The sequence below is a fragment of the Dryocola clanedunensis genome (assembly GCF_038405435.1).
GTDB lineage: Bacteria > Pseudomonadota > Gammaproteobacteria > Enterobacterales > Enterobacteriaceae > Dryocola > Dryocola clanedunensis_A.
On record NZ_JBBYHZ010000003.1, the window covers coordinates 450,311 to 465,394 of the forward strand.

Annotated in this window: 12 protein-coding genes and 1 pseudogene; all 13 read left to right on the plus strand. The window is 57.9% G+C overall.

Annotated elements, in window-relative coordinates; all coding sequences use genetic code 11:
• The first annotated feature begins 6 nt into the window (after positions 1-6).
• The 13 genes and pseudogenes from AAE045_RS09755 to tssE all read left to right on the plus strand — a co-directional run bounded on the left by AAE045_RS09755 (position 7) and on the right by tssE (position 15,083).
• Positions 7-516, plus strand: a complete 510-nt coding sequence (locus AAE045_RS09755; RefSeq protein WP_455547546.1) for a DUF3304 domain-containing protein — start codon at positions 7-9, stop codon at positions 514-516.
• Between the two features lie 109 nt (positions 517-625).
• Entirely contained in the window at positions 626-1,159 is a 534-nt protein-coding gene (locus AAE045_RS09760) for a DUF3304 domain-containing protein (protein ID WP_455547547.1), read from the plus strand.
• A gap of 109 nt (positions 1,160-1,268) precedes the next feature.
• Positions 1,269-1,777 (plus strand): annotated as a pseudogene (locus AAE045_RS09765) (DUF3304 domain-containing protein).
• 109 nt (positions 1,778-1,886) lie between these two features.
• Entirely contained in the window at positions 1,887-2,420 is a 534-nt protein-coding gene (locus tag AAE045_RS09770; RefSeq protein ID WP_455547548.1) for a DUF3304 domain-containing protein, read from the plus strand.
• Positions 2,408-4,858: a T6SS phospholipase effector Tle1-like catalytic domain-containing protein gene (locus AAE045_RS09775; RefSeq protein WP_455547549.1), complete on the plus strand. Its 2,451-nt coding sequence runs from the start codon at positions 2,408-2,410 to the stop codon at positions 4,856-4,858. The genes AAE045_RS09770 and AAE045_RS09775 overlap by 13 nt, the downstream gene beginning before the upstream one ends.
• Positions 4,859-4,876: 18 nt before the next feature.
• Entirely contained in the window at positions 4,877-5,134 is a 258-nt protein-coding gene (locus AAE045_RS09780; protein WP_191928287.1) for a PAAR domain-containing protein, read from the plus strand.
• Complete coding sequence (locus tag AAE045_RS09785) at positions 5,131-6,270, plus strand: hypothetical protein (RefSeq protein WP_455547550.1); 1,140 nt, start codon at positions 5,131-5,133, stop codon at positions 6,268-6,270. Before AAE045_RS09780 ends, AAE045_RS09785 begins: the two co-directional genes overlap by 4 nt.
• Positions 6,254-9,685 (plus strand): ImcF-related family protein, encoded by a 3,432-nt coding sequence (locus AAE045_RS09790; RefSeq protein WP_455547551.1) that lies wholly within the window; start codon positions 6,254-6,256, stop codon positions 9,683-9,685. The genes AAE045_RS09785 and AAE045_RS09790 overlap by 17 nt, the downstream gene beginning before the upstream one ends.
• A complete protein-coding gene (tssA, locus tag AAE045_RS09795) occupies positions 9,685-11,277 on the plus strand; it encodes a type VI secretion system protein TssA (protein ID WP_455547552.1) in 1,593 nt (530 codons plus the stop codon). The genes AAE045_RS09790 and tssA overlap by 1 nt, the downstream gene beginning before the upstream one ends.
• Positions 11,278-11,301: 24 nt before the next feature.
• Entirely contained in the window at positions 11,302-13,056 is a 1,755-nt protein-coding gene (gene tssF, locus AAE045_RS09800) for a type VI secretion system baseplate subunit TssF (protein WP_455547553.1), read from the plus strand.
• Complete coding sequence (gene tssG, locus AAE045_RS09805; protein ID WP_455547554.1) at positions 13,020-14,105, plus strand: type VI secretion system baseplate subunit TssG; 1,086 nt, start codon at positions 13,020-13,022, stop codon at positions 14,103-14,105. Before tssF ends, tssG begins: the two co-directional genes overlap by 37 nt.
• Entirely contained in the window at positions 14,083-14,628 is a 546-nt protein-coding gene (gene tssJ / locus AAE045_RS09810; protein WP_455547555.1) for a type VI secretion system lipoprotein TssJ, read from the plus strand. Before tssG ends, tssJ begins: the two co-directional genes overlap by 23 nt.
• The gene (tssE, locus tag AAE045_RS09815) at positions 14,628-15,083 is read left to right on the plus strand and encodes a type VI secretion system baseplate subunit TssE (RefSeq protein ID WP_455547556.1); all 456 of its coding nucleotides are present in this window, start codon (positions 14,628-14,630) and stop codon (positions 15,081-15,083) included. Before tssJ ends, tssE begins: the two co-directional genes overlap by 1 nt.
• Position 15,084: the final 1 nt, after the last annotated feature.

Consider the following 15,084-nt stretch of genomic DNA (forward strand, 5'->3'; position numbering starts at 1 on the left):
TGCAAAATGAAAATACGACATTACCTCGTGGTGCTTACCCTGCTGCTGGCGAGCTGTAGCCAGCCGACGGCGAAGGCGGGAACCATAGAAGCAATCAACCATACCAAATGGGCAATCAATCATTTCAGCGTCGACGGTCAGTCGGGGATAGATATTATCGGGCCGTATCAGGGCGGCGGGGGCGGCTGCTGCTATGGTGTCCCCCCGAAATGGCGGCCGGGTATGACGGTCAAAATCGACTGGGAAACTGGAGTCGGAGATATGGATGGTTTCCCTGGCTTTGGTGATGACGCCAAGTATCTGGCCTGGGAAAAAAAAATGAAGGCCCAGAATAAGCAGCACAGCACGGTGGTACCGGTACCGGACTATACGGGGCAAAAAACCTGCGGGATTACGTTGCACTTTATGCCCTGTGATGAGGTGAAGGTGACCACCAGCTGTGCCAACTATGGCCACCCGGAACATCCGATCAAAGAGCCTCTCAAGATGCCGGAGCCAAAAGTATGTCCGAAATAATCACCGATCTGGCTTTAATTCCCCTTCAGTAATGCTTAGCCATGCCATCCCGAAAAGTCACGGCTAAGCAAGACGCACGTCATCTGTTTCTTCATAAAAGGAATGCAAAATGAAAATACGACATTACCTCGTGGTGCTGGGTACCCTGCTGCTGGCGGGCTGTAGCCAGCCGACGGCGAACGCGGAAAGCCGGGGGGGCGGTGGTGGAACCATTGTTGCCATCAACCATACCAAATGGGCAATCAATCATTTCAGCGTCGACGGTCAGTCGGGGATAGATATTATCGGGCCGTATCAGGGCGGCGGGGGCGGCTGCTGCTATGGCGTGCCAGCGAAATGGCGGCCGGGTATGACGGTCAAAATCGACTGGGAGACGGGGGTGGGATCATCAATGGATTTTCCTGGTTATGCCGATGAACAAAAATTTTTAACTTGGGCCAAAAAAATAAAGGCCCAGAATAAGCAGCACAGCGCGGTGGTAACGGTACCGGACTATACAGGGCAGGAAATCTGCGGGATCACGGTGCATTTTCTGCCCTGTGATGAGGTGAAAGTGACCACCAGCTGTGCCAACTATGGCCACCCGGAACACCCCGTTAAAGAGTCTCTCAAGATGCCGGAGCCAAAAGTATGTCCGAAATAATCACCGATCTGGCTTTAATTCCCCTTCAGTAATGCTTAGCCATGCCATCGCGAAAAGTCATGGCTAAGCAAGACGCACGTCATCTGTTTCTTCATAAAAGGAATGCAAAATGAAAATACGACATTACCTCGTGGTACTGGGTGCCCTGCTGCTGGCGGGCTGTAGCCAGCCGACGGCGAACGCGGAAAGCCGGGGAGGGGGCGGAACCATAGAGGCAATCAACCATTTCAGCGTCGACGGTCAGTCCGGTATTGACATCATTGGGCCATACCAGGGCGGTGGTGGGGGCTGCTGCTATGGCGTGCCAGCGAAATGGCGGCCGGGTATGACGGTCAAAATCGACTGGGAGACGGGGGTGGGTGGCTCAGCAGATTTTCCGGGGTTTGGTGATGACGCCAAGTACCTGGCCTGGGAAAAAAAATGAAGGCCCAGAATAAGCAGCACAGCGCGGTGGTACCGGTACCGGACTATACGGGGCAGGAAATCTGCGGGATCACGGTGCATTTTCTGCCCTGTGATGAGGTGAAAGTGACCACCAGCTGTGCCAACTATGGCCACCCGGAACACCCCGTTAAAGAGCCTCTTAAGATGCCGGAGCCAAAAGTATGTCCGAAATAATCACCGATCTGGCTTTAATTCCCCTTCAGTAATGCTTAGCCATGCCATCGCGAAAAGTCATGGCTAAGCAAGACGCACGTCATCTGTTTCTTCATAAAAGGAATGCAAAATGAAAATACGACATTACCTCGTGGTGCTGGGTGCCCTGCTGCTGGCGGGCTGTAGCCAGCCGCCGGCGAAAGCCGAAACCCGAAGCGGTGGTGGTGGAACCATTGTTGCCATCAACCATACCCGATGGGCAATCAATCATTTCAGCGTCGACGGTCAGTCGGGGATAGACATTATCGGGCCGTATCAGGGCGGTGGTGGGGGCTGCTGCTATGGTGTGCCTGCGAAATGGCGGCCGGGTATGACGGTCAAAATCGACTGGGAAACGGGGCTGGGTGGCTCAAAGGGGTTTCCGGGCTTTGCTGACTGGGAAAAATATAAGGCCTGGGAAAAAAAAATGAAGGCCCAGAATAAGCAGCACAGCGCGGTGGTACCGGTACCGGACTATACGGGGCAAAAAACCTGCGGGATTACGGTGCACTTTATGCCCTGTGATGAGGTAAAAGTGACCACCAGCTGTGTGAGCCCCGGCCGGCCGGGCTATCCAATCAACGAGCCGCTGCAGATGCCGGAGCCGAAAGTATGTCCAAAATAATCACCGATCTGGCGTGGTTCCCGCCGGCGTTTCCGGCTCAGGGGCGTTTACCCACTCAGGCTGCGCTGGTTGGCACAAACTGCGCGCAGCAGGACAACCTCGAGCTTGCCTACCGGCAGGAGCTCTGCCTGGCCGCCGGGCGACGCGTGGAGCCCCCCTGCTGTAAAACTTTGCATATCAGCCTGTTTTTTGACGGCACCGGCAATAACCTCAATCACGACTTATATATTGCTGACCCGAAGCACCCCACCAATATTGCCCGTCTGTTTCGCGCCGCCATCGGCCAGGGCTATGCCGGCGGGCTGGCGGACAAAAAAGCGGAGCTGCTGGATGCCAGCGGCAGCGGCGATAATAAATACTATAAATATTATATTCCCGGCGTCGGGACGCCTTTCCCCGAGGTGAACGATCTGGATTTCAGCATGATGGGGCTGGCGGCGGCGACTCACGGGGAGGACCGTATCAACTGGGGGCTGCTGCGGATTATCGATGCCCTGAAGAGGACGATGGGCCTGGATACGCTGTCGGACGACGAAAGCTGGAAGGCGGTGGATAAAATGGCAACCTCTATGGCGTCCTTTGGGCTGACCGGGGCGGCTAACCGTTTTGAGACCTTCCAGAGCCTGCTGAAAGATATGGCACCAGACCTGCAAAAAGCCCTGGTGCCTGGCGAACCAGGAAAGCCGAAGCTGTTAGGTATCAAGCTATACGTGTACGGCTTTTCGCGCGGGGCGGCGGCGGCGCGGACCTTTGTTAACTGGCTCAGCGAGCTGCTGCCAAAGCCTGAAGAGGGAAAGGACCAACCCGAGCAGTGCCTGGCGGTGGGGGGGCTGCAAATTCCGCTCAGCGTCGAGTTCCTTGGCCTGCTGGATACGGTGGCCTCGGTGGGGGTAGCGCATATCGCCCCTGTGGCGGAAGGGCATATGGGCTGGGCGGACGGAACCCAGGAGCTGCCGGCAGAGAAGATCTACGGTGGGTTGATCAAAAAGTGCGTCCATCTGGTCTCTTCCCACGAGCAGCGGCTGTGCTTCCCGCTGGATTCGATCCGCCGCCCGGATGGTAAGTATCCGGCAAACAGCCTGGAGGTGGTTTATCCGGGTATGCACTCGGACCTTGGGGGAGGCTACCCGCCAGGGGATCAGGGGAAAGCAAATGGTGATGGCGACAGTTTGCTGTTGTCACAAATTGCGTTGAATGAGATGTATGCCGCTGCTTTTGAATCTGGAGCTCCTCTAAAAGCCCCTTCAGATAGTTTACCTGAAGATCTTAATTCTCAGCGGTGGAGAGTCATGGACATTGATGTTATTTCAGAGTTTGCCGCGGCTCCACATCTAATAAATCGTTTCAATGCCTGGCGCGAAATAACCCTCGGCCTGACAACTCCCGATAACCCCATTCCACCCGAACAAGCGGCAAAATACGATCCGCCGCGCGCGCCGGTCAGCCTGGAGAAAGCCCTTGAAGATCAGATGGGCTGGATCACCGCGTGGCGTATCAATCGCTATGCCGGGGGAACCTACAAGACCCAGCGCTTCTATGTCGATTCGGCGGCCAACGGGCTGGATAAAGACAGCGATCCGCTGGTCAGAAAGCAGTCTGAGGCAGACTGGAAAGAAGCACAGAAAAAAGTTGACGATGCTCGCCGGGAAAGGAAAGCCGCACATACTGCGGATGATGGCTTCCTGATGCTTCCGCCGGGGCCGAAGGATTTCGACGCCGCGCTGGGGCAAACCCAGCTGCGCCAGGCGGCCGAGGAGTTCAGGGAAGATTACAGCGGCCTCTCCCGATCGGATACCGGTAACTGGCTGTTTACTGCCGTTGATTCAATGAGTAACGCTATCTTTCTGCTGAATAACGACAATGAGTACGGCGAGTGGCAGAAAATAAAAACCGCCGGAGACGATCGTAAGGAAGTGCTTTTCCCCGCTACCGGAGAAGCGAGCAACGCCACGCAGCCTGCCGGGCTGGTGCGGGCGCTGTTTGACGATCAGGTCCATGATTCCCGCGCGTGGTTTATGCACAACGCCTTCGGCTCCCGCGAACCCTGGGGCAGCTATTTCCTCTACCGGATGATCTATTTCGGCAGCTGCAGCAGTAAGCCGATGACGCCGCTGATGATTGCCGGGGCGGTGGTGGGGGTCGCGACCCTTGCCGCAGGCGCGGCCGTTATCATCAAACAGAAAAGCGCGAAGGGCAAACTCGCGGGGCTTGCCGGTACCGTGGGGGCCGTTTACCTCGAAACACAGGCCATCGATCTGCTTTCCGGCAAACCGCTCCCGATGCTGCCTGATGCCGCACAGCTGCAGGCGCCAACGATGGAGCCAGGCACGGTGGTTGCACAGCAAACTCAGGTCATCAGCGATCGGCGGCTGGCGCTGGCAAAATCGATGATTGAGTCCAACTGGGCGGAAACTCTTAAGGCGACCGTAACGGCCTGATTCAGGGAGGGATGAAGGATGAAAGCAGTGATACGCGAGGGCGATACCCTGCGGGAGCACGGTGGGAAAGTGCTGGGCGGGCATTATCTTTGCTTCGGGAAAGGGATTGCCTGCAAAGGCGATGCGGTGAAGTGCAATAAACATGGCATGACGGTCATCAGCGAAGGCAGTTCGTTATCGGAAGTGGACGGACAGCCGGTGGCGCTGCACGGTCACCGTTGTGCCTGCGGCTGCACGCTGGTGAGCTCCTTTCCCGATTGTGGCATTGAGCTGTGAGGTCGTTACCGGAGTATCCACCCTACCGGGTCGCGCGCCCTCCTGATGGCAAGCGATGGCTGTCAGCGGGCGCGCTGATGGTGTTGCTGTGCGGGGGCGGCGGCGCGCTGCTTCATCCTGCCGGGAGCGGTGCCGGGCTGGTTATAAAAGGAATGGCTGGCGCGGTGGTTCTGATGGGCGTGCTTTGGTTAATACGCCTGCTGTATTACCGGACTTCGGCCCATAACGCCCGATATTATGAACAACTGGTTGAGCAGCAGCAGCAGGCCTGGTGGGAGCAGCATCAACACCGTTTCGCGCTCAGTGAAATGGTACTGCTGGGCCCGGCCGGAACCGATACGCCACATTGGCTGCGGCTGCTAAAGCGGGAGCATCGGGTTCCTGAGATCAAAAATGAGTCGAGCGGGAAAGCGCTGCGCATCGGTCGAACGCTGGTCGATACGGTGGCTGAACGCGAGGCTTTGCTGGCAAAAATGCTGGTGCTGCAATGGCAGACGCAAAGCGCAGATTCCTCCTTTCCACGCTTATGGCGCTGCTACTGGCAGGGTTCTCTGGATGCCTGGCGGGCATTCTGTACCCAAATGCAGGTTTCATTTCCGGACGTGGCGCTTCCTGAAAAACCGGAGACATGGCAAGGCGAAGCAACGTTGTCTGCACTTGCCGCAACGGCTCAAACGCTCTCTGAAAAAGAGGCCATTCTGGTCGCCGGGTGTCATTCGATAGCTGCCTCGTTTGATTCTGCGCAGCCTGCCGGTGAGTCCGCTGCACTGTGTCTGGTCGCGCAGAAAGGGCTGGTCAGCCTCACCCGGGGGGAGTTTTACGATATCGCCGGGAAAGAGGTTTTAACCGCAGCCTGCGAGCGAGCGGAGCAGCAAAGCGAACTCGAAAAGCCGTCTGACGCCTGCATGCTGTTCTCGCAGCCGACGCTGCCCGCCCTGGCGCAAAGCGGCTGGAATGTGACCCATCACGTTCAGGACCTTAACTGGGGGAACCCTGGTGATATGGAAATGCTTATCGTGCTGGTCCTGGCGGCCCTTTACGCAAAAAATTATCAAGAACCCTGCGGCTGGATAGCCAAAGATCCTCTACACACTCTCGCACTTGGAATTATTAAACCTTATGGTGAAGGAAAATAAACCCGCTGAATTTTCTGTGCTTGCCACGGCGGCGTTGTTTGTTGCTACTGTCACGCTGCTTGTGTTGGCAGGTGGGTTGCTGTGGTGGTATTGGGGGGAAGATCTCTCCACGGAATGGGACGTGATACGTCGAATCATGACGGCCTGTTTTGTTGTCCTGGGAGTGTCGCTCTGCGTACTGGTGCTGGGCTTTATCGCTTTTCATTTAATGATTCGGGATAAAGTGATGGGAGAGGCTTCTTCCAGACCCGTCAAAAAGAAAAGAACGTCCCGGCTGCCGCTCAAGGCGGATATCAGCAGCCATCTCCGTCGCCGCTACAACCTCTTCTGGCGCCACAAAGTCCGCCTGTTGCTGATCACCGGCGAGGAAGCCGCAATTGAACAACTGGTACCTGGCCTGCAGAAAAACCATTGGCTTGAAGGCAATCGCACGGTCCTCATTTACGGCGGAAGTCTGTCCGTCGATCCGGATAAGGAAAAATACACCGCGCTACGCAAACTGCGTCGCGGGCGCCCACTGGACGGGATTGTACGCGTCATGCCACAGTCGCTTAACCTGACGCCACAAATCAGCGATAACGATTTACGCGGGCTGGAAAAAATCAGCGAACTGCTGCGCTATTCAGCCCCAGTCTGGCTGTGGAAGCTGTGTAGCAGCGGCTGGTCGCAGGCAAAGCGGGCAGAGCAGGCCGTAGGGGCAGCCTTCCCGCCGCGTGCAATACCAGATGTGATTACCAGCCAGCTCGAACAATTGCTGCCGGAACTTCGCGAACGGGGCGTGAGCCAGGCTGTGGAAAACACCCACCATGATTTTCTGCTGCGCCTGGGTCAGCATCTGAAAGAAGGGGGGATCGCCCGCTGGGTTCAGCAACTGACTCCGTGGCTGCATGCCACTCAGAAACATATTCCGTTACGGGGGCTGATGTTCAGCCTGCCACAGAGCGAACCGGCTGAAGCTTCTGAACGGCCTGAAGCTGACAAGTACATCTCCGAATCACAACGCCATGCGCTGACCCTGCCGGTAACCTGGCAGGGAATTGTTGATGACTGTGCCCGGGTACGTGGCCGCCGTGTTGGTATGGCCTGGGAGCAGACGCTGGCGTGGGCCATCATGGCTGCTATCGGCATCTGGGGAGCCGGGCTGCTGCTCTCTTTTGCGCTGAACTATAACCAGATAAATTCTGTGGCAGGCAAAGCCCGCGCCCTGGTGGAACACCCCTCCGTTTCTGATTATCAGCTGACCGCACTGCACGAGCTGCGTAACGATGCCGGTCGCCTTAAGCACCATGTTCAGGAGGGAACGCCGTGGTACCAGCGTTTTGGCCTCGACCATAACAAGCAGCTGTTGGGGGCTATGCTCCCGTGGTACGGCGTGGCTAACAATCGTCTGATCCGCGACCCGGCCAACGCTGCGCTGAGCGAGAAACTGACCGCACTGGCCAACTCAGCGCCCAGCAGCGACCAGCGAGCTCAGCTGGCAAAGCCAGGTTATGACCAGCTGAAAGCCTGGCTGATGATGGGCCGCCCCGATAAAACGGATGGGGCGTTTTACGCACAAACCATGAAGGCCGTACAGCCGACCCGGACAGGCATATCCACCAGCCTCTGGCAGAGTCTGTCCACGGATCTGTGGGCGTTTTACATGAATGAACTGCCGCAGCAGCCGCAGTGGAAAATCATCCCCGACGCGCAGCTGGTCAGCCAGAGTCGTCAGGTGCTTTTGCAGCAGATTGGTCGCCGTAATGCTGAAAGCACACTGTACGAGAACATGCTCAAATCGGTGCGTCGTAACTTCGCCGACGTATCTCTGGAAGACATGACCAGCGGTACCGACGCCCGCCGTCTGTTTAGCACCGATGAGGTGGTGCCGGGCATGTTCACCCGCCAGGCCTGGGAAGGGGGCATTCAACAGGCTATTGAGAAGGCGGCAAACTCGCGCCGGGATGAAATCGACTGGGTGTTGAGCGACAGCCGCAAGGCCGTTTCTGCCGACCTGTCGCCGGAAGCGCTGAAGGCACGCCTGACCCAGCGTTACTTCACGGACTTTGCCGGTAGCTGGCTGAGCTTCCTCAACAGCCTGCACTGGAACCCGGCTAATAACATTGCTGATGTGACCGACCAGCTGACGCTGATGAGCGACGTCCGCCAGTCACCGCTGATTGCGCTGATGAATACCCTTGCCTGGCAGGGGCAGACGGGTGAGCAGCGCGAAGGGCTGTCCGACTCGATCATTAAGTCGGCAAAAGACCTGATTGGTAGCAAAGACAAACCCGTTATCGATCAGAGTGCCGCCGGGCCACAGGGGCCGCTGGACGATACCTTCGGTCCGCTACTGACGCTGATGGGCAGAAACAAAGCCAGCAACGTCATGTCTGCTGACAGCACGTTAAGCCTGCAGACGTACCTGACCCGCATCACCCGCGTCCGCCTGCGGCTGCAGCAGATCGCGGGCGCATCCGACCCGCAGGAGATGATGCAGACCCTGGCCCAGACCGTGTTTCAGGGGAAAAGCGTTGACCTGACCGATACCCAGCAGTACGGCAGCCTGGTGGCAGCAAGCCTTGGAGAAGAGTGGAGTGGTTTTGGCAACACCCTGTTCGTACAGCCGCTGACGCAGGCCTGGGAAACGGTGCTGCAGCCGTCGGCCGCCAGCCTTAACGATCGCTGGAGTCGTTCCGTGGTGGCGAACTGGCATACGGCCTTTGACGGACGCTTCCCGTTTGCGGCCAGCAAAAGCGATGCTTCTTTACCGATGCTGGCTGAATTTATTCGCAAAGACAGCGGCCGTATCGACAGGTTCCTGACCCTCGAGCTCAACGGCGTGCTGCACAAAGAGGGCAGCCAGTGGGTGCCGGACACCGCGCACGGTCAGGGGCTGACCTTCAACCCGGCCTTTATCAAAGCCGTGAACCAGCTGAGCCAGCTTTCAGACATCCTGTTTACCGACGGCAGCCAGGGGATCAGCTTTGAACTGCAGGCCCGTCCGTCGTCGCAGGTGGTGGAAACACAGCTGACGATTGACGGCCAGCAGCTCCGTTACTTCAACCAGATGGCCGACTGGCAGTCTTTCCGCTGGCCGGGCGAGACCTTTAAGCCGGGCGCGATGCTGACCTGGACCTCAACCAGCGCCGGGACGCGGCTGTTTGGCGATTACAGCGGGACCTGGGGCTTTATCCGCTGGCTGGATCAGGGCAAGCGTCAACAGCTCGACCGCAGCCAGTGGATGATGAGCTTTACTGCGCCGGATGGACGTACGCTGCAGTGGGTGCTGCGTTCTCAACTCGGAAAAGGTCCGCTGGCGCTGCTGGATCTGCGCGGTTTCACGCTGCCGGAAAAAATCTTCAGCGTGGATGCTTCCGCAACGACGCAGGCACTTAACGGCACCGATAACTCAGCCATGGACGGGACAGAATAATGGCAACATTGCAGAGCGTATTACAGGCCTGTGGCGCAGATGAAAAGACCTCACTGGCTCAGGCCAGCGCGCGCAGTGCTGACTGGGCAAGCTGGCTTGCGCCAATTGAGACTAATCAACCGACCGGGGAAGACCCCGGCTATGACGATGATTTTCAGCGTATCCGCGAGGAGGTCAATAAACTTTCCGGCATTGATACCGGGTTGATTTGCCAGCTGGCAGAGAAGCTGCTGACTACTAGCTGTAAGGATTTGCGTGTCATCACCTTCTACGTGTGGGCCCGTCTCCATCAGGACGGCGAGATCGGGCTGGCGCAGGGGCTTGAACTGATGGCCGCTATGCTGGAGCGTTTTGGGAGCCGTCTGCATCCTCAGCGCGATCGTAGCCGTAAATCGGCCGTTGAGTGGCTGGGCAGCAGCCGTGTGACCGACAGTCTGTCCCTGTATCCAGAAGTAGATATGTCCGTCATGCAGCGCATCACCGCGGCGCTGCTGCTGGCGGAGCAAACTTTCCAGAATTTTGATGAGCAGGCCCGGCCGGAGCTGGCCGGGCTGTATCAGGCCCTTGATAACCGGCTGGTTCAGAGTGGCGGAGCCAACAGCCTTGTGCCCCAGACCAGTCGGGAAGAAAATACGTCGGCATCAGCCGCGTCCTCTGCGCCGGTGATGAACACCGTGACATCGGGACGTGATTTGCTCGACCAGGCAAAAGTGCTGGCGAAATATCTCCGTGACCAGCCCGGCGGCTGGCTGGCGGGGCACCATCTGCTGAAAAGCATCCGCTGGGACACGCTGACGGAGCTGCCTCCGCTGGATGCCGCCGGCCGCACCCGGCTGGTCCCGCCGAAACCCGACAATAAGGCACACCTCAAACGTCTTTATCTGCAAAAAAGCTGGTCTGAATTGCTGGAGCACGCGGACGCATTGCTGGCGCAGGGGGTTAATCATCTGTGGCTGGACGTGCAGTGGTATGCCTGGCAGGCGCTGGTAAAACTCGATGCGGACAGCGTTCGCGCTGACATCCTCTGCCGGGACCTGGAAGGGCTGCTGGCCCGCCTTCCGGGCCTCGAAGCGCTGGCGTTCAGCGACGGTACGCCCTTTGCCGATGAGGTGACGCTCAGCTGGATTAACGAAACCGTTCTGCATGACGTGCCGGGATGGAAAGATGAACCGGTCACATCAACGGCGGCCAGCGCCGATGATGTGCTGACCCTCGAGCCTGAAGTTCTGGCGAAAGCGGACAGTGACGGAATTGAGGCCGCGCTTAATTGGCTGCAGATCCAGCCGGGCTACACCTCTTCACGCGACAGATGGCTGATGCGCCTGCTGATGGCACGGGTGAGTGAACAGTACGGTAAAAATGAAATGGCGCTGCACCTGCTGGGTGAGCTTGACGCCAGCGCCCGTACGCTAACGCTTGAACAGTGGACGCCGGAGCTGATGTTCGAAGTCAAAGCCCGCAGACTCAAACTGCTGCGCGGCAAGGCCGGGCGCAGCGAGGCAGATAAAACCCGTCTTCAGCCTGAAATGGACTTACTGTTGTCCGGGCTTATTTCGCTGGATCCCGCAAGGGCTGCGGTGCTGTGCGGTTAACACACGGGATGAAAAGATAAAACGATGGATGATTTAACCCTGCGTTATTACGACGCTGAAATGCGCTACCTGCTGGAAGCCGGCGAAGAGTTTGCCCGTGCTCACCCCGAGCAGGCGGCGATGCTTAACCTTGATAAAGCGGGTGCACGCGACCCGTACGTGGAGCGCCTGTTTGAAGGCTTTGCCTTCCTGATGGGACGGCTGCGCGAAAAGCTCGACGATGACCTGCCTGAACTGACTGAAGGGTTGGTCAGCCTGCTGTGGCCGCATTACCTGCGCACCATTCCGTCTATGTCGGTGGTGGAGTTCACGCCGGACTGGCGCGAAATGAAGGAGCAGATGCGCATAGTCAAAGGTTTCGAGGTGAACTCCCGCCCGATCGGTGAGAAGGGCACGCGCTGCCGTTACACCACCACCAAAGAGATCGGCCTACAGCCCCTGTCGCTTGAGCAGGCCCGGCTGACCACCGATCCCGATGGCCGCTCGGTTGTTACGCTGCGCTTTAACTGCAGCCAGCTGGCGGACTGGAGCCGTATCGATTTAAGCAATATTCCTTTCTATTTCAATGCCGATGCGCCGCTGGCCTGCGCCATGCACGAAGCCTTCACCATCAACGTGGCCCGACTGCGGCTGCGAATGCCTGGTGATGTTGACACAAGGCCGCTGGAAGGCCATTTCACCGCGCTCGGATTTGGTGACGAAGACACCCTGTGGCCGAAGGGCAGCAGCAGTTTCAGCGGCTATCAGCTGCTGCTGGAGTACTTCACCTTCCGTGAGAAATTCATGTTCACGGGTCTGCGTGGGCTGGAGACCGTGGTCTTTCCGGCTGCGCTTCCCTGGTTTGAAATCGACGTGGTGCTGGCGGAACGCTGGGAGCACGACTTCAGCTTTACCGAAAAGCACCTGCGGCTGAACTGCGTACCGGTGATCAACCTCTTCCCGCTGGAGTCAGATCCGCTGACGCTGGATTCTTTGCAGACGGAATACATGCTGCGCCCGATGCGCGTGCAGGACGGCCATACCGAGATTTACGCCGTGGACTCGGTAACCTCCTCCAGCCAGCATGTTTACGTTCCGTTCTCCAGCTTCCGCCATAAAGGCGGGATGATGCGCCATGCCGCCCCGGAGTATTACTACCACACGCGGGTGCGGCGTGGCCCCTCCGGGCTGCATAATACCTGGCTGATACTGGGCGGTGAGGCCTTTGATAATCACACGGTGCCGGAGGATGAAAGCCTGTCTCTGACGCTCACCGGCACCAACGGCCAGCTACCGCGGCGCGCTTTGCAAAGTACCGTGCTGGATACGGTGATGAAAACTACATCCGCCAGCATAGCCGTGCGCAACCTTTGCGCCCCGACGCTGCCCTGTTATCCGCCCGCGCAGGATCGTTTTCACTGGCGTGTGCTGAGCCACCTCGGCAGCGGTTTTCTCTCGATGATGGATAACGCCGAAGTGCTGCGCGGCACGCTTGCGCTCTACGACTGGACCGACAGCGAGATGAATCGCCGTCGTCTGGAGGCCATCATTGACGTGAAGCACCGCGAAACGGAGCGCTTCGAGCAGGGGTATCTTGTGCGCGGCGTGCAGATCGAAGTGACCCTCGATAGCCACGGGTTTGCCGGCCGGGGGGATATCTGCCTGTTTGGCGAAATGCTGAGCCGCTTTTTCGCCCTTTACACCGATATTTACCTGTTTAACCGCCTGATCATCATCCTGCAACCAACCGGAGAGCGCCTGGAATGGGAAGAGAAGCACAATCGCCGCATTCCCGGCTGAGCCCACGGCTGGAGGCCGACCTTTACCGGATTAACTTCTATCGTTTCTGCCAGCTTCTGGAGAAGCGTCAGACGGGCAGGCCGCTGATAGGTTCAACGAGCCACCCCGCGGACGACCCGGTGCGCTTTGCTCCGCATCCGGGGATGGGGTTTCCGGTAAGCGAACTGAAAGGCATTGAATACGACGAAAATGATAACGGTAAACCGCCGGTCATCCGCACCAACTTTATGGGGATATACGGCGTCGACTCACCGCTGCCGACGACCTATCTCGATGACATCACCCAGCGCCGGGACGGACATGAGGCGCTACAGGGGTTCCTCGATATTTTCAGCCACCGCGTCCTGACGCAGTTTTATCGCATCTGGCGCAAATACTCATACCCGGCCACCTTCGAGCCGGGCGGAACGGATGCCATCTCTCAGTCGCTGCTGGGCCTGGTGGGGCTGGGCATTCCCGGCACGGCAAATCACATTGCCACCCCGGTATCACGCTTTCTGGCTTTGCTCGGGGTGCTTCGTCAGCCCGGAAAAACCCAGGAAGGCATGCAGGCGCTGGTAACTCTGCTGGCACCGGATACCACGGTGCAGACCCGTCCGTACTGCCTGCGGCCGGTAGAAATCAGCCAGCCGCTGGGCTTTTACGGCGACGAAGATTTTCTGCTGGACGGCAACATGCCGCTGGGCGACGAAGCAATGGATGCCAACAGCCAGCTGCTGATTGCGCTTTCCACCGACAATGAACAGGAAGCGCAGGGCTGGAAGCCGGATGGGCTGCTGTATCAGGACTTTATGGTGATGCTGCGGGTTTATCTGGGCTGGCGTTTTAAGGCAAAAATCACTCTGACCACAGCGACCTGCCTGCTGGCGGCCCCTCCGCTGGGGGAGGGCGCGTTCTGGCTGGGAATGAACGGCGTGCTGGGAGCGGAAGAAGACACGCTCGCGGAGGATATTCCGTCAGCCTTCACTACCGAGCTGGGTTATTACAGCGGGATGATGCCCGCCACTCAACAACAAGGAAACCGACGTGTTACGTACAAGTTTGACTAAAACCTCACGCTGGCTGCTGCCCCTGTTGGCGTTCAGTCTGGCTGGCTGCGGGGTGACGCAGAGCGTCTCTGACGGCACCAAATCAGCATTTACCTCCGTTTTTTACAAGAAGATTAAAGTCCTGCATCTCGATTTTACCGCCCGTGAGGCGCTGAATACCGACGCCCGCGAGAATCACTCATTGTCAGAGTCGGTGGTGGTACGGGTCTATCAGCTGAAGGATCGCAAAATCTTTGACAAGACCGTGTATCAGCAGTTGTTAAAAGATGGCGACAATATCCTGCAGGCAGACCTGCTGGCCAGTCGTGAAGTGGTGGTGAAACCGGGTGGGGATGCCAGCCTGGATATGCCAATGGAAGCCGACACAAAGTTTGTGGCGGTCGTAGGGCTGTTCCGTCACCCGGACATGATCAACAACACCTGGAAGCTGGTGATGGAGCGGGAGGCGTTAGATCCCGATAAGCCGCGCATTCTTGAAGCCGGGAATAACCATCTGACGTTACAGCCGCTGAAGGATGACTGATGCCACAGGGACACAACACGCCGTCGCTGTATGAGATGCTTACCGGCAGCTTCACCGGTGGCCTGGAGTTGCATCAGGTTAGCGAGCAGAACCAGGTGATTTTATCCGTGCTCGACAATATGCAGCGCATCCTCAATTCGCGTGCGGGGACGCTGGCTCATCTGCCGGACTACGGACTACCGGATATGACGAAAATCCTGCAGGGCATGCCGGGGACCGCACATGAGCTGATGGGGACATTTTCTGATGTGCTGCTGAAATACGAGCCCCGCTTACAACGCATCTCGGTGGCCATGCTTGAGCAGGAAGTCCCCGGCGAGCTGCGCTATGCCATCGACGCTGAACTAAAAGGCATCGGTCTGGTGCGCTACGGCACGGAGTTTATGCCGGAAGGCCGCGTGCTGATTCGGCACCTTCGTCAGCAAAACTACGTCGATCCTCAGGCTCGTATTTAGA